The following is a 13,065-nucleotide window of genomic DNA, read 5'->3' on the forward strand; positions in this document are numbered from 1 at the left end:
TTCAGGGGTGGGACTTTTTTGTCCTTACCCCCAATTACAAGGAGGAATTATCATGGCAGAAGAAAACAATCAGTATAGTTTTGACAACCCCGAGTACCGCAAGACCTACTGGCACACCTGCTCTCACATCCTGGCCCAGGCGGTGAAGCGCCTGTACCCCGAGGTGAAGCTGGCCATCGGCCCCTCCATCGACGAGGGCTTCTACTACGACATGGACTCCCCCTTCCCCTTCACCCCCGAGATTCTGGAGAAGATCGAGGCGGAGATGCGGAAGATCTGCAAGGAGAAGCTGAAGCTGGAGCGGTTTGAGCTGCCCCGGGAAGAGGCTGTCAAGTTCATGGAGGAGAAGGGCGAGCCCTACAAGGTGGAGCTCATCAACGACCTGCCCGAGGACGCCCACATCTCCTTCTACAAGCAGGGCGAGTTTACCGACCTGTGCGCCGGTCCCCACCTGGACTCTACCGGCCGTGTAAAGGGCAACGCCATCAAGCTGACCGCCTGCAACGCCGCCTACTGGCGGGGCGACTCCAACCGTGAGACCCTCCAGCGTATCTACGGCATCGCCTTCCCCAAGAAGGAGGAGCTGGACGCCTACCTGCAGCGCATCGAGGAGGCCAAGAAGCGGGACCACCGCAAGCTGGGCAAGGAGCTGGGTCTGTTCATGCTCCGGGATGAGGGCCCCGGCTTCCCCTTCTTCCTGCCCAACGGCATGGTGCTGCGCAACGCCCTGATCGACTACTGGCGTCAGGTCCACAAGAAGTACGGCTACGTGGAGATCTCCACCCCCATGATGCTCAACCGCCAGCTGTGGGAGCGCTCCGGCCACTGGGACCACTACAAGAACAACATGTACACCACCGTCATTGACGGCGAGGACTTTGCCATCAAGCCCATGAACTGCCCCGGCGGCATGCTGGTCTACGCCAGCGAGCCCCACTCTTACCGTGACCTGCCCCTCCGTGTGGGCGAGCTGGGCCTGGTCCACCGTCATGAGCTGTCCGGCGCCCTCCACGGCCTGTTCCGGGTCCGCTGCTTCACCCAGGACGACGCCCACGTCTTCATGACCCGGGACCAGATGAAGGACGTCATCCAGGAGACCGTCCGCCTGTTTGACGAGGTCTACTCCACCTTCGGCCTGACCTACACCATTGAGCTGTCCACCATGCCCGAGGACCACATCGGCACCGTGGAGGAGTGGGAGCGCAACCAGGACATTCTGAAGAACGCCATCACCGACATGGGCAAGGAGTTCGTCATCAACGAGGGCGACGGCGCCTTCTACGGCCCCAAGCTGGACTTCCATCTGGCCGACTCTCTGGGCCGTACCTGGCAGTGCGGCACCATCCAGCTGGACAGCCAGCTGCCCGAACGCTTTGAGCTGGAGTACACCGGCGCTGACGGCGAGAAGCACCGCCCCGTCATGATCCACCGCGTGGTGCTGGGCTCCATCGAGCGGTTCATCGGTGTCATCACCGAGCACTTTGCCGGTGCCTTCCCCGCCTGGCTGGCCCCTGTCCAGGTGTCCGTCCTGCCCATCACCGACCGCACCGCCCAGTATGCCGACGAGGTCAAGGACCTGCTGGAGAAGGCCGGCTTCCGCGTCGAGGTGGACCACCGCAACGAGAAGATCGGCAAGAAGATCCGCGAGGCCCAGCTGAAGAAGATCCCCTATATGCTGGTTCTGGGCGACAAGGAGGCCGAGTCCGTAACCGTGTCCGTCCGCAACCGGGCCGGCGGCGACCAGGGCGCCATGACTCTGGACGAGTTCGTGGACATCCTCCGTGAGGAAGTGGATCAGAAGATCATCCGCTGACGCTTTTTCCCGATAAAAAACGGGTGTCGCAGGCTGTTCTGCGGCACCCGTTTTTCCTGCCCTTGACATACCTCGGTTATCTAGGTATACTATGCCTAGATAACCGAGGTATATTTTATTATAAGAAAGGAGGCTCCCCTATGAAGCCCGACAAAAGCCTGCTCTCCGGCAGCACCACCCTGCTCATTCTCTCCCTGCTCTCCGGCGGCGATATGTACGGCTACGAGATGATTTCCCAGCTGGAGGCCCGCAGCGATCACACCTTCACCCTCAAGGAGGGCACCCTCTACCCCATTCTCCACGGCCTGGAGAATGAGAAGGCGGTCACCTCCTACGAGAAGGAGGCCCCCTCCGGCCGGAAACGGAAGTACTACCATATCACCAGGAAGGGCCTGCGGCTGCTGGACGAGAAGAAGGCGGAGTGGCAGGTATTTTCCCAGAAGGTCAACGCTATCGTCACCGGTACCGCCGGGGCCATGGCCTGACTCCATCCGATTCCGAAGGGAGGTCATCCCATGGCCTGGGACCCTATCCGTCAATACTGCGACCGGGTGTGCCGCTATATCCGCTTCCGCCCGGCCCGGGAACAGATTTATGAGGAGCTGCTGGGCCACATGGAGGACCACGCCCAGGCCCTCCAGGACGGGGGCATGGACCCCCGGCAGGCCCGTCAGGAGGCGGCCGCCGCCATGGGCGACGCCGACCAGCTGGGTGCCGACCTGGACAGGCTCCACAGTCCCTGGTATCCCCGCCTCACCCGGGTGTTCTGTGTTCTGGCGCTCCTGATTTTATGTGCCGGATTCTTTACCGCCCAGGACGGGGTCATGGCAGGCAAGACCTGGGCGCCCTTTTCCGACCCCCAGGATCTGGTTTTGGCCGATGTGGAACGGCTCTATCCGAACAGTACCATTTTGGCCTCCGGCGCCGCCCTGGGCGGCGGACAAATCAGCTCCTATTTCTTCTCCGACACCGGCGCCGCCCTGCTCTACCGGATTGACGCCGACGTGGACGGCATTCCCCTGGCGGAGCCGGAATACCGTCTGGAGCTGGTGGTCTCCGCCCTGTGTCCCGCCTTCTGGCTCTCCCCGCTGGACGCCGAGTATCTTCCTGTCTCTCTCAATGGAGATGATGGCCCGCTCTCTGACCCTCCACGCCTCTCCGCCCGCTCGGAGCGGGGGCTGTTCCGCCAATTTTATAGCATTTCCGTGTACTTCTCCCAGCCCGTCTCCCCACCTCAGACCTTTACCATTGAGTTTGGGGATGACCACCAGCTGGTCTACCAGTTCACCGCCCAGGAGGTGACCAAGCCGTGAAGCTGCCCACACCTTCCCGAAGAGTCCGTCTGGTCCTCAGTATTCTGTTTCTGCTGTTTTCTCTGGTGTTCTACTGGTGGGCGTCCGGTTCTCCCATGCCCACGCCCGGTCTGGCTCATCGGGCCGCCCTGCTGTCCTACGGTCTCAACCCCGGCCCGGTGGTGGCCCAGGGTACCATCCATTTTCAGGAGATCACTCCCTCTCCGTACGATGACGGAGAGGGGAGCCACTGGCTGGTCAGCCGCCAGGGGGACGGCTGGGCGGTGACCAGCCATTCCAGGGCCGGCCTCTTCTGGTCTCAGCCCAAATTTCCTGTTTATCTTCTCACGCCTTCTGAGGATGCTCCTCTGGTGGTGGTCCATCTCCAGTACGCCAGCGCCTACCTGCTGGATGAAAGCATTGGCGAAAATCCCTTTGACAACGGCGACTGGTACTGGGAATGGGTCTCGCTTGCCGTGTGTACATTGCCCGACGTGGCCCGTATTGAGCTCTATCAGGGCTGGTACAACTTCAGCGAATCGGGCGGTCTTTCCCCCCGGGACTGGCTGCTGGAATACGGCAGCGCCGCCGACTGCACCCGGCTCTCGCCGGACAGCCCCTTCTGGCTGTGCCAGCAGGTGTGGAATCCCGGTGAAGGCGCTTCCTCCACCCTGGCCCGTGCCTATGACGCCCAGGGCGATCTCCTCTGCGAGTGGTGCTCTTACGACGGATAATTTATCCATTTTATGGTATCTTCTCCCCAGGAGGTGATACCGTGAGGCGTCTCTTTGCTCTTGTGCTCTCCCTCGCCCTGCTCTGTCCCGCCTGTTGGGCCGCTTCCGGCCCCGTCACCCGGGGCGAGTTTACCGTTGTCCTGTGGGAGGCCTTCGGCGGCGTACCCTACGAGGACACCGGCGTGTTTTACGACGTCACCCACAACCGTTCCGATACCGCCGCCATCTGCTGGGCGGCGGATATGGGCTTTGTGCTGGGCACAGGCTGGGGCCGCTTTGACCCCGACCGGCCTATCACCCGGGAGGAGGCCGCCGTGGTGCTCCGCCGTGTGGGCAACTTTCTGGGCTTTGATACCCGCACCTTCGGCAATTTAGCGGAATGCAACGACTTTGACGGCATCTCCCCCTGGGCGGACGACTCCCTCTACTGGGCCACGGACACCGGCTTAATTCTCTGGGCGGAGGGCGGCCTGATGGCACCCCAGGACACCCTGACCGCCGAAGAGGTCACCGGCATCTTCACCCGTTTCTTTCACTGATGCAGCGACGCCCCGGCCGTGTATCTTCACGGCCGGGGTCTTTTTACTGCTCCGACTCCCCCTGGTCGCCTTTTTCCAGCAGCACTTCCAGGGCGTTTTTCAGGAAGGCGGGGTAAGGCACCCCCATCAGGCCCAGATTCTCCAGGATGGACAGCCCCTCATTGCCGATGAAGAAGATCAGCACCGCCATCCGGGCGTACTGGCCGCTGCCGGTAAGGGCGTCCAGCCGGACGGCCAGCAGCACCAGAACCAGCTCCGCCCCTTTCTTGCACAGGCCCCGGAATCCGGCGCCGCTGTCCAGGCGCCCGCCCTCGCTCTTGTCCGAGCGCTTGAACACCGCCGCCACCACCACGCCGGAGATACAGTCCACCGCCATGAGCACCAGCAGGGTCTGGAGGGCGATGTCCCAACCGCCCAGCCAGCCGGTGAGCATACTTCCCGCCGCTGCCACCGCCGCCAGAATACCGAATTTCACATCGCCCCAGTTCACTCCGCCACCTCGGTCCAGCCGTAGACGCCGGGGGCCCATACGTTGTTGTCCACCGTGCTCTCGTAGACCTTGCCCTCGTACTTCACCCGGTCGCCGGTGTGGTAGGCGTCCTCGGAGCCCAGAGGCTGCCGCCACTCGGGGATCGCGTCCGGTTCCTCCGCCGTCACGCCTAGGGGCGTATATAAAGCCGGGGTCTGGTCCATGGGCCAGTCGGCCTGCGCCGTGTGGTCTTGTACTACCCGGTACAGATTTCCCGCCTCGTCAGAGATCCGCGCCCCCGTCTGATAGGCTGTCCCCGGCGTCCACTGGGGGAAGAGCACCCCCACCTTGGCCGCCGCATCGTCCTCCAGCCCCATAGCCGCCTGCCGGGCCATGGCCACCGCCGCCTCCTGTAGCAGGTCGCTCCGCTCCTTCTGGTAGCGCACCACACCCTGCCGCACTTCAATCCGTCTCATGCTTCTCCCCCTCAGGTCACCAGTTTTTCGATCTCGCTCCAGGTCAAATCCAGCTGCTCCAGGTCTCCCCAGGTGGCGAACCGTTCCTCCAGCATCCCCCAGTTTACGTACCAGTACACATACTCCACCGCCAGGTGGCAGGGCAGGATGTCCTCGATGATGGCCCGCATGGTCTCAAAGCCGTCGGGGATGCCGGGCACATCGGGGAAGCGCACCTCCACCGTGCCCGGCGTTCCCGTCTCGCTGGCCGCCGCGTTGATGCCGCACCCGGCCAGATTGTCGTTGATGGCCGACAGGGTGAAGCTGTCCCCGCCCATGCGGAGGAGGGCGGCCAGGGCAGCCCTCCGTCCCTCCGCCGTCTCAGCCACTGGCCTGCGGCTGAGCAGGCCCTCAATGGCCTCCAGGCCCATGTCCTCCGCCGTGGTGAGCAGCATCTCCCGCTGGAGGTTGTCCAGGGTCCCGGCCACGCCGTCCAGGGCCTGGCCCTGGGCCTCCAGCTCGCCGCCGTTGATGGTGCCCTCCAGTTGGTAGACCCCCAGGGGCCGCAGCAATTCCTTCAGATACTCCCCGCAGCTCATATCTTCATCTCCGTCACGCTCAGGCTCCCCAGTCTGGGCAGCTCATCCTGTTCCACGGCCACATCTGCCGCCGGTGCGGTCAGGTCGTAGTTTTCCACGCCGTCCACGCCGAAGATCACCGCTCCCAGTTTGGCCCGCAGCACGTCCTGCCCCAGCAGCCCGCCGTTGAACCAGCTCCCCAGGGCCTGCTCCACCGCTGTCCGCACACCGGCGGCGTCGCTGCCCTCTCTTGCGGACACCGCCACCGACACGTCCACCGTCTTCTCCCTGGGCGCCCGCACCTGTACGTCCACGGCGATCTCCCGCCGCTCCTGGAAGTAGGCGGTCAGCCGCTCCAGCAGGTCCTCGTCCGGGCTGCCCGCCGCCGTGGCCACCACCACGTCCACGGTGCCAATGCCCCGGTTTCTGGGCAGCACCGCCGCGGCAGCCACCTCCGGGAAGGACAGGGCCCCCTGTTCATAGAAGGCGGCGTTGGCCCCGTTGGGCAGCCGCCGGAAGGTCTCCAGCACCCGGACCCGCAGGGTCTCGTCGTCCTCCCGGTCTGTACCGCCGGCAAAGCCCTCCGGGTTAGAGCACCGGCTCACCCCCACCGGGGCCACCGCCATGGTCAGGATGGTCCCCGCCGCCGCGTTTCCCGCCGTTCCGGGCTCCACTGCCTGGGCAGCCGCGTCAACGTACAGGCTCCCCGACCGGAGCACCGCCGCCTCCGTTGTCTCAAAGCGCACCAGCCCTGCCGTCATGCACACTGTGCCCGCCGGGATGGTCAAAGCGGTGCCGCCCGCCTGATCCACGTAGAAGCGGATAACACCCACCGCCTTGGCCGCCTCCTTCCGCTCCAGGCCCCGCAGAAAGGCGTGCTGGTCCAGGTGCTCCCCCGATGCCGTCTGGGGGAAGCACTGCCGCGCCGTCCAGTCTGCCTGGACGTACAGGGCGTAGACCTGGGCGGCCACTGCGTAGAGCCGCACCGCCATATCCCCGTCCTGTCCCGCCGTCTGGCCCGTGGCCCCGGCGAAGGCCGCCGCCAGCTCGCCGTATATCTCGTCCACTGTTTTCATTTCGCCGTCACTCCTCCAGGGCCAGGCCCGCCGTCATAGGGGCGCCCTCATAGGTCAGCTCCACCTTCAGCAGGCCCATCCCGTGCTCCTCTGTCAGCTCCACGCCGGTGACCTCCAGTCCGTCCTCCCCCTCCAGGGCCTCCTGGACGTACTGTCTGGCCATGGCCAGCCGGTTCCCCGGCTTTTCCCGGGGCAGGAGGTAGAGCCTGCTGCCCAGTTCAGGCAGGAAGGGGAAGCTGCCCCGCCGCACAGTGAGCTTCCACAGCACCCGCTGCAAAATGGTGTCGTTTCCCTCCGCCCGGGCCAGCCCGCCCGTCCCGTCGGGCACATAGTCCCCGTCCCGTATCATCAGTTCCGTCATACATCCCCGCCTCTGTTCCGCATCTCCTCCAGGGGCACGCCGTTGATGCGTACCTGTCCCATCAGCTCCACCGTGCCGTCGTTCCCCAGCTTAATGGCCGCGTCCCCCTGGCCCGCATGGATGAGCACCTCGCCGGGGGCCAGGTCGCCGCCGCAGCGCACGCCCACCGCGCAGGTCTTTTCCCCCTCCTGCTTGAGCACCAGCACCTCTTCCCCCACGGCGGGCCGCCAGGCGTAGCCCCCGGGGGCAAAGACCGCCAGCGTCCGCCGCTCCGCGTCCAGATAGACGCCCGCCGGGTCACCGCTCAGGGTGGTCTGTCCCACCATGGCCTCGCCGTACTGTCTGCCTCTCTTCCGCTCAGAAAGCCACACGGGCCTCCCCCTCTCTCAAACTGTGATCTCCCGCTCGCCCAGCTCCAGGGTGGTGCGGAGTCCCTGTCCGTCTCCCCTGTGCTCAGTGGACAGCACCCGCCACACGCCGGACAGACTGTACCGCGCCAGATTCAGTTCCACCAGGTCCCCGGGCCAGGCGGCCACCCGGCCCGCCAATGTCAGCTCCAGCCGCAGCCGCTCCGCGGCGGACTGCTCCAGCTGGAACCGGCCGCTGTACCGCATGGCCTGGTAGCTGCTTTTGCCCGGCATGGTGAGCACCCGCCGGCACATGCCGCCCCTGTCCAGGACGGACTGGTTGACCACCCGCTGCACGCTCTGGGTGGTCCTGTCCCGCACCAGCACCTCGGAGAGCACGCCGTAGCGCTTTTCCGTCCACCGGACCTCCTCCACGGCGGCGCTGTCGTCCAGGCGCAGGCGTTTTCCGTCCTGCCAGGAGGTCAGGTGGAGGATGCCGAACCGGTCGAAGCGGGGCTCCACGCCGCCGTAGTAGCGTGCGAAGTTGTAGAGCACCTGCCACTCGCTGCTGCCGCTCTCCACCGAGAAGCCGGGCACCGCCGGCAGGCTGGCCCCCTCTGCCGTCTGAATGCCGTAGGGGGTCACGTGGTCCCGCAGGATATCCTCCAGTGTGGCGGTCTGGTAGTCGGCGGGCTGGGCCTCGTTGTCCAGCAGCCGCCCGGCCATGCCCCGGCCGGAGATGAGCAAGGTGCTGCCGCCGCTGCCGCAGCTCCACTCGTACTCGTCCACCACACCGCGAAACACGGTCTCGCCGTCCTCTTCAGCCGTAAACTCCACCGCGTCGGACAATGCGCCGTCCAGCTTCTCTCCCCAGGGACAGCGCACCTCAAAGCTGTCACAGGGGGTGCCGGTGCCGTAGTTCAGCGTCCACGCCAGCAGCGCGGGCAGTGCGTATTTCTTGCCATCGTATCCGATCAGTTTTCCCGTCACTTCACCCGCACCTGCTCTCCGGGGTAGATGAGGTTGGGATTTTTGAGCTGGGGGTTGAGATTTACCAGGGCTTCCACCGTGGTTCCGTAGCGCAGGGAGATGCTCCACAGGGTCTCTCCCGCGGTCACCGTATGGTAGGCCGCCCCGCTCCCCGCGCTGCTGCTGCCCGTATTGCCGGTGCCGCCCGTCTCACCCACAATCTCCCGCAGGCCCTCCTGATAGCCGTCGTAGCACTCCCAGAACTCAAAGGCGTAGCTGACGTAATCGGCTCTGGGCTCCTGCTTCAGGGAGAGGGCGGCGAAGTAGGCCTTGGCCGACTGCCACACCGGGTGGACCAGCAGCCCGGGCCCCTCGCCGTAAAAGACAGACGCCAGCTTTTTAAACTCGTCATAGGCCCCCTGGCCCACGAACTCCCCCTCGCCCTTCATGACCCGCCGGGTCGGCCCCATATCCTGGAGGCAATACCGGCCGAAGGGCACCTTCCGGGCCGCGATCTCCCGCCGGTATTCAATGGTGTACACTCTGGGATTGTGGGGCCACACATAATTTTTGTACCGCATTGCAGCCAGTCTGCCCATGTCCATCCCCCTCAGTAAAGTTCAAATCCGCCGTCATACCGGCGGGCGTCCCGCTGGAAGGCCCGGTCCAGCTCCGCCAGGCCCTGTACGGACCCGCTCTGCGCCTCTGCCGGCAGGAGGGCCACGCTTGTCCGGCTGGGCCGGTACTCCGCCGCCGTCTGCGCCTGTCTCAGCCGCTGGTAGAGCTCTCCGCCGCCGGAAGCGCTCCCCCGGAACACAGCCGTCACTCCTTCCAGCCAGCTTGCCGCTCCCACAGACGCCGTTGTCTCCGCCGTCTCCAGCCAGGCCCGGGTTCGGCCGACTGCCAGATCTTCCAGTCCGCCATCCTGCTCATCCTGCTTTCGGGCGTCTCTCCTGTCCGGCTCTTCTCCAGTAAGCGTCCCGGCCTCCGGGGCGCCGCCGTTCCAGGCAGTCCCACCGCCTTCTGCCGCCCGCTCCCGCGCTTTTTTCCGCCCCACACCGGCGGCGCTGTGCTGCTCCAACAGGAGCTCCGCCGTCTCGCTGTTTTCCCGCTCGTCCTGATCCGCCAGGGCCAGGGCGATGTAGTCCGTCATACCCGCTCCCCCCGTTTCAGCCGCTCATACCGCTCCAGGTCGAAGGCCTGGTTTTCCCCGGCGTTTGCCGGAGCTGCCGGGCCGCCGCACACCGGGCAGCGTCCCTCCTGAGCCTCCGCCCGGCAGGAGGGGCACAAAGCCGCCAGCTCCTCCTCCTGGTCCAGCAGCAGATTGAGGGCGCACCAGAGGTAGTCCCGGCCGGTCATCTCTTTTGCCCGCGTCTCAGTGGGGAGGGCCCCGAAGGCTTTGAGCACACGCCAGCGAAGGCGCGCCTCAGGCGTGTGCTCCAGGCTTTTTTTAGGGCGTCCACCCGCTCCTCTCCGTCCTCCGGCCCAGGGTTTTCCGCCCGGTTCAGGCCGCTCCACAGCCTGGCCAGGTGTCCGATCTCCCCGGCGGAGAGCCCCTTGAGCACCGCCTCACCGTCGGGGAACACCGTCCTTCCGTCCCGCTCCAGGGCTCTGGCAAGCAGGCAGGCGTTGGCGCACAGGGCCTTCTCCTCCTCCCGGCAGGCCAGCCCTTCGGCCTCCCGGCCCGCCTCCAGCAGCTCCAGGGCGGAGAGGAGCCGCAGCTCCATGCCCTTGTCCACCTTGATGCGCCGCCTGCCGCCCAGCAGCACCGACCAGTTCTCCTCCATGCCTTACACCTTCATCTCAATCCGCTTGGCCGCCACGATGGTGATCTTCTCCACCACCATGGCCCCCAGGGCGCCGGTCTCGCCGATGGTGCTCCACTGGCAGCCGGAGTAGATGATCTTCCGGTCGGGCTTACAGATGACCAGGTTGAAGTCCTCCAGGTCGTGGAAGTTGATGCCGTCCCGGATGGCCTCGTCGGTGGCGTAGAGCCGGGTCAGTTCCAGCACGTGGGTGCGCTGGCCGGGGATGGTGGCCACCGGCTCGTCCTCGCCGAAGGCCTCCACGGTCTGGCTGGTCTTACTGGTCTTGGCGGAATAGCTCTGGACCACCGCCACCTTTTTGCCGTCCACCTCCAGATAGATGTCGCTGCTTGTGGGGAATCCCGACAGATTCATGTGTGTTCCCTCCCTTTACACGGTGATGTGTGCGGTGAGCCAGATCTGGTTCATGCCGTGGACCACGGCGAAGGAAAACTCCACTAGGCACACGGTGGGGTCGTCCTCCAGTGCGGACACGGTCACGTTTTCGTAGGCGTCGATGATCTCCCGGCTCACCCGGTTTTCCAGCTCCACCACCACCTGGGCCCGCACGGCGCCCCTGCTCTGCTCGGTGTTTTTGGCTCTGCGGAACTTGGACCGCAGGCTGCTGCGCAGCCCGGGGATGACCTCGTCGATGATGAGGATGGTGGACAGTTCCCGCCAGGTACTGTCGGGGGTTTCGCCGGTCTTGGTCCGGGTGGTGACGCCCCGCACCACGCTCACCACCCCGGCCAGGTTTTCCAGGGGGGTGACGCCGCCCCGCACCAGGGTGTCGATCTGGTTGTCGTCGTACCGGGCATTTAGGTCGGTCAGGCCCTTCAGCTCCGCGCCGCCCAGAGGGACGGCGGGGTCGCTCTCCCCGGCGATGGCGCCCGCCACAGCGGCGGCTGCCTTGGCCCCGCCGGGGGCTGTGAGCACCACCCGCTCGCAGTTAAGATTGCCCGCCCGCTCGGCCAGCTGGCTGGGGTTCTCGTCGGTGCCTCCGGGCACCACGGCGATGCGCTCCCGCCGCACCCCGGACGCGGCCTTCACGCTGTCCCGCAGGGCCTGCTGTACCGTCAGGGTCTCGCTGTCACAGACCGTGATAGCCACGTTTTCCTCTCCGGAGAGCAGGGCAAAGGCTGCCTCATAGCCCTCCTCTCCCGTCACGGGCACAGCGTATACCGCCCCCGCGCCGTTGAGGAAGAGGAGCTTCACCAGCTCGGTCAGATTGTCGCCGGTACCGAAGGCGGTCTCGGCCTCCTCCAGCCTTGTCAGCTTGTACAGCTTGCCCGTCTCGCCGCCTTCGCTCACCGCCGCAATGCCCACCGTTTTGCTGCCGCCGGAGGCGGTCACCACGGCAGAGGTGTCATAGCTGGAGTAGACCCCCGGCCGTTCATGTGTCGTCACGTTCATAATCTCTCCCCTCTGATTTCAAAGTCCAGGAAGGTGCCTCCCTCGTCGGCCACGGCGTACAGCCGCGCCTGACACACCGCCTCCACCGGACAGCGGTAGAGCTGGCTATCCTCCTGGAACTGTGTCTCACCCACGGAAAATTCCAGAACATCCAGTCCGTCGGGCCCGGGGCCGTTGAAGGCGGCGGACAGGGTGTCCAGAGCCCTGTCGATGGCCGCCGCGCCGCCGCTGGTCTGGGCGGCGTAGAGGTCCAGGCCGAAGGTGATTTTCACCCGTCTGCCGTAGAGCTCCTCCCACCGTCCGGTGTCCTGGTTGTACCGCTCGCCCAGATAGTCCTGGAAGCCGGCCGGGCCGCCCTCGCAGCCGCGGAGGGAGACGGCGGCGGCCGCCCCCTCTCTCCGTGTCCGTCTTGTCTCCGGCCAGGCGGTCACGGCCTCCAGGCCCTGTTCCGTCAGGAATTGGGCCATGCGCTCCCGAATCTCATCCAGTCCCGCCATATTCTCCCTCCTCCCACAGGTCCTCCACCGTCAGGATGGCCCACCAGTGGCTGACTGTGTCGCCCATATAGATGGGCTGTGCCGCGGACACTCTGAGCCGCAGGTCCCGCCACTCCAGGTGCCCGTCCTCCATGTGTTCCAGGGCGGTGTCCGCCCCGGTCAGACAGAGAAAGCGGTCCTTCCGTACCGTCCCCATGGGGGAGGGCTCTGTCTGCCGCCAGGTCTCCCGCCGCTCGGTGACAGGCTGAAGGAAGGCCCGGATGATCTCCGTCTCCCCCTCGTGCCTGCACAATGTCACGCTCTGGCCGTATTTGGCCAGCAGTTTTTCAAAGGTCCCGCTCACCCCGGCACCCCCAGAAAGCAGAAGCCCTCGTCCTTCAGGTAGGGCCGCATCACCTGCTCCGCCTGCCGCCGCAGGCTCAGGCTTCTGTCCTCCGTGCCGCCGCCGTCCCGGTGGTGGATGGTCAGGCTGCCCGCGGTAAAGGACTCCACCTCGTCGGCGGCCCCTGCGGCGCACAGACCGGCCAGTCCCAGCCACGCGGCCCCCATGGTGAAGGCCGCGCCGCAGTCGGCCCTGGTGATGCCGTCCTTCAGCCTGCCCTCCAGCTCCTGCTCGGCCAGATCGCACAGGGCCTGCAATTCCTCCATCCGGTCCTCGGATACCTGTCCCAACTGCCGGGCCAGCTCCGCCGTCTCTTCCGCCATGCCGTTCCCTCC

Annotated in this window: 21 protein-coding genes; 5 read left to right on the forward strand and 16 right to left on the reverse strand. The window is 65.6% G+C overall.

The window, feature by feature from the left end; all coding sequences use genetic code 11:
* Positions 1–52: 52 nt before the first annotated feature.
* The 5 genes from thrS to Q0K23_RS00090 all read left to right on the forward strand — a co-directional run bounded on the left by thrS (position 53) and on the right by Q0K23_RS00090 (position 4,378).
* Complete coding sequence (gene thrS, locus Q0K23_RS00070; protein ID WP_294516359.1) at positions 53–1,813, forward strand: threonine--tRNA ligase; 1,761 nt, start codon at positions 53–55, stop codon at positions 1,811–1,813.
* A gap of 140 nt (positions 1,814–1,953) precedes the next feature.
* Positions 1,954–2,298, forward strand: a complete 345-nt coding sequence (locus Q0K23_RS00075; RefSeq protein WP_294516361.1) for a PadR family transcriptional regulator — start codon at positions 1,954–1,956, stop codon at positions 2,296–2,298.
* Between the two features lie 30 nt (positions 2,299–2,328).
* Positions 2,329–3,126: a permease prefix domain 1-containing protein gene (locus Q0K23_RS00080; RefSeq protein WP_294516363.1), complete on the forward strand. Its 798-nt coding sequence runs from the start codon at positions 2,329–2,331 to the stop codon at positions 3,124–3,126.
* Positions 3,123–3,839: a DUF5044 domain-containing protein gene (locus tag Q0K23_RS00085; RefSeq protein WP_294516365.1), complete on the forward strand. Its 717-nt coding sequence runs from the start codon at positions 3,123–3,125 to the stop codon at positions 3,837–3,839. The genes Q0K23_RS00080 and Q0K23_RS00085 overlap by 4 nt, the downstream gene beginning before the upstream one ends.
* Before the next feature lie 41 nt (positions 3,840–3,880).
* Positions 3,881–4,378, forward strand: coding sequence for an S-layer homology domain-containing protein (locus Q0K23_RS00090; protein WP_294516368.1), 498 nt, complete (start codon positions 3,881–3,883; stop codon positions 4,376–4,378).
* A 43-nt stretch (positions 4,379–4,421) separates the two neighbouring features.
* On the opposite strand, the gene Q0K23_RS00095 is transcribed toward Q0K23_RS00090, so the two are convergent.
* From Q0K23_RS00095 to Q0K23_RS00170, 16 genes are read right to left on the reverse strand one after another with little or no spacing between them, the layout of a single operon-like run.
* Positions 4,422–4,868, reverse strand: a complete 447-nt coding sequence (locus Q0K23_RS00095; protein ID WP_294516370.1) for a holin family protein — start codon at positions 4,866–4,868, stop codon at positions 4,422–4,424.
* Positions 4,865–5,323, reverse strand: coding sequence for a carbohydrate-binding protein (locus Q0K23_RS00100; RefSeq protein ID WP_294516372.1), 459 nt, complete (start codon positions 5,321–5,323; stop codon positions 4,865–4,867). Before Q0K23_RS00100 ends, Q0K23_RS00095 begins: the two co-directional genes overlap by 4 nt.
* Positions 5,324–5,334: 11 nt before the next feature.
* On the reverse strand, positions 5,335–5,901 hold the full coding sequence (locus Q0K23_RS00105; protein ID WP_294516374.1) for a DUF2313 domain-containing protein: 567 nt from the start codon (positions 5,899–5,901) through the stop codon (positions 5,335–5,337).
* Complete coding sequence (locus Q0K23_RS00110; RefSeq protein ID WP_294516376.1) at positions 5,898–6,956, reverse strand: baseplate J/gp47 family protein; 1,059 nt, start codon at positions 6,954–6,956, stop codon at positions 5,898–5,900. The genes Q0K23_RS00105 and Q0K23_RS00110 overlap by 4 nt, the downstream gene beginning before the upstream one ends.
* A gap of 7 nt (positions 6,957–6,963) precedes the next feature.
* A complete protein-coding gene (locus Q0K23_RS00115; protein WP_294516378.1) occupies positions 6,964–7,317 on the reverse strand; it encodes a hypothetical protein in 354 nt (117 codons plus the stop codon).
* Complete coding sequence (locus Q0K23_RS00120) at positions 7,314–7,688, reverse strand: hypothetical protein (RefSeq protein ID WP_294516380.1); 375 nt, start codon at positions 7,686–7,688, stop codon at positions 7,314–7,316. Before Q0K23_RS00120 ends, Q0K23_RS00115 begins: the two co-directional genes overlap by 4 nt.
* A 15-nt stretch (positions 7,689–7,703) precedes the next feature.
* Positions 7,704–8,654 carry a hypothetical protein gene (locus Q0K23_RS00125; RefSeq protein WP_294516382.1) on the reverse strand — a complete coding sequence of 317 codons (951 nt, stop codon included), beginning with the start codon at positions 8,652–8,654 and terminating at the stop codon, positions 7,704–7,706.
* On the reverse strand, positions 8,651–9,232 hold the full coding sequence (locus Q0K23_RS00130) for a LysM domain-containing protein (protein ID WP_294516385.1): 582 nt from the start codon (positions 9,230–9,232) through the stop codon (positions 8,651–8,653). The genes Q0K23_RS00125 and Q0K23_RS00130 overlap by 4 nt, the downstream gene beginning before the upstream one ends.
* 11 nt (positions 9,233–9,243) lie before the next feature.
* Positions 9,244–9,786, reverse strand: coding sequence for a hypothetical protein (locus Q0K23_RS00135; protein ID WP_294516387.1), 543 nt, complete (start codon positions 9,784–9,786; stop codon positions 9,244–9,246).
* Positions 9,783–9,992 (reverse strand): molybdopterin oxidoreductase, encoded by a 210-nt coding sequence (locus Q0K23_RS00140; protein WP_294516389.1) that lies wholly within the window; start codon positions 9,990–9,992, stop codon positions 9,783–9,785. Before Q0K23_RS00140 ends, Q0K23_RS00135 begins: the two co-directional genes overlap by 4 nt.
* Entirely contained in the window at positions 9,989–10,420 is a 432-nt protein-coding gene (locus Q0K23_RS00145; protein WP_294516391.1) for a hypothetical protein, read from the reverse strand. The genes Q0K23_RS00140 and Q0K23_RS00145 overlap by 4 nt, the downstream gene beginning before the upstream one ends.
* A 3-nt stretch (positions 10,421–10,423) precedes the next feature.
* On the reverse strand, positions 10,424–10,813 hold the full coding sequence (locus Q0K23_RS00150; protein WP_294516394.1) for a hypothetical protein: 390 nt from the start codon (positions 10,811–10,813) through the stop codon (positions 10,424–10,426).
* A gap of 15 nt (positions 10,814–10,828) precedes the next feature.
* Positions 10,829–11,851 carry a phage tail sheath C-terminal domain-containing protein gene (locus Q0K23_RS00155; protein ID WP_294516397.1) on the reverse strand — a complete coding sequence of 341 codons (1,023 nt, stop codon included), beginning with the start codon at positions 11,849–11,851 and terminating at the stop codon, positions 10,829–10,831.
* A complete protein-coding gene (locus Q0K23_RS00160) occupies positions 11,848–12,348 on the reverse strand; it encodes a hypothetical protein (RefSeq protein WP_294516399.1) in 501 nt (166 codons plus the stop codon). Before Q0K23_RS00160 ends, Q0K23_RS00155 begins: the two co-directional genes overlap by 4 nt.
* Positions 12,332–12,691, reverse strand: a complete 360-nt coding sequence (locus Q0K23_RS00165; RefSeq protein WP_294516401.1) for a hypothetical protein — start codon at positions 12,689–12,691, stop codon at positions 12,332–12,334. The genes Q0K23_RS00160 and Q0K23_RS00165 overlap by 17 nt, the downstream gene beginning before the upstream one ends.
* Entirely contained in the window at positions 12,688–13,053 is a 366-nt protein-coding gene (locus Q0K23_RS00170; RefSeq protein WP_294516403.1) for a hypothetical protein, read from the reverse strand. The genes Q0K23_RS00165 and Q0K23_RS00170 overlap by 4 nt, the downstream gene beginning before the upstream one ends.
* Positions 13,054–13,065: the final 12 nt, after the last annotated feature.

The organism is uncultured Pseudoflavonifractor sp. (genome assembly GCF_944387275.1).
Lineage (GTDB): Bacteria > Bacillota > Clostridia > Oscillospirales > Oscillospiraceae > Pseudoflavonifractor > Pseudoflavonifractor intestinihominis.

Excerpts from the sequence above, each read along its gene's own strand:
- thrS (WP_294516359.1), top strand. The coding sequence starts at position 53 with ATGGCAGAAGAAAACAATCAGTATAGTTTTGACAACCCCGAGTACCGC.
- Q0K23_RS00075 (WP_294516361.1), top strand. The coding sequence starts at position 1,954 with ATGAAGCCCGACAAAAGCCTGCTCTCCGGCAGCACCACCCTGCTCATT.
- Q0K23_RS00080 (WP_294516363.1), top strand. The coding sequence starts at position 2,329 with ATGGCCTGGGACCCTATCCGTCAATACTGCGACCGGGTGTGCCGCTAT.
- Q0K23_RS00100 (WP_294516372.1), bottom strand. The coding sequence starts at position 5,323 with ATGAGACGGATTGAAGTGCGGCAGGGTGTGGTGCGCTACCAGAAGGAG.
- Q0K23_RS00105 (WP_294516374.1), bottom strand. The coding sequence starts at position 5,901 with ATGAGCTGCGGGGAGTATCTGAAGGAATTGCTGCGGCCCCTGGGGGTC.
- Q0K23_RS00110 (WP_294516376.1), bottom strand. The coding sequence starts at position 6,956 with ATGAAAACAGTGGACGAGATATACGGCGAGCTGGCGGCGGCCTTCGCC.
- Q0K23_RS00115 (WP_294516378.1), bottom strand. The coding sequence starts at position 7,317 with ATGACGGAACTGATGATACGGGACGGGGACTATGTGCCCGACGGGACG.
- Q0K23_RS00130 (WP_294516385.1), bottom strand. The coding sequence starts at position 9,232 with ATGGGCAGACTGGCTGCAATGCGGTACAAAAATTATGTGTGGCCCCAC.
- Q0K23_RS00135 (WP_294516387.1), bottom strand. The coding sequence starts at position 9,786 with ATGACGGACTACATCGCCCTGGCCCTGGCGGATCAGGACGAGCGGGAA.
- Q0K23_RS00140 (WP_294516389.1), bottom strand. The coding sequence starts at position 9,992 with ATGACCGGCCGGGACTACCTCTGGTGCGCCCTCAATCTGCTGCTGGAC.
- Q0K23_RS00145 (WP_294516391.1), bottom strand. The coding sequence starts at position 10,420 with ATGGAGGAGAACTGGTCGGTGCTGCTGGGCGGCAGGCGGCGCATCAAG.
- Q0K23_RS00150 (WP_294516394.1), bottom strand. The coding sequence starts at position 10,813 with ATGAATCTGTCGGGATTCCCCACAAGCAGCGACATCTATCTGGAGGTG.
- Q0K23_RS00155 (WP_294516397.1), bottom strand. The coding sequence starts at position 11,851 with ATGAACGTGACGACACATGAACGGCCGGGGGTCTACTCCAGCTATGAC.
- Q0K23_RS00160 (WP_294516399.1), bottom strand. The coding sequence starts at position 12,348 with ATGGCGGGACTGGATGAGATTCGGGAGCGCATGGCCCAATTCCTGACG.
- Q0K23_RS00170 (WP_294516403.1), bottom strand. The coding sequence starts at position 13,053 with ATGGCGGAAGAGACGGCGGAGCTGGCCCGGCAGTTGGGACAGGTATCC.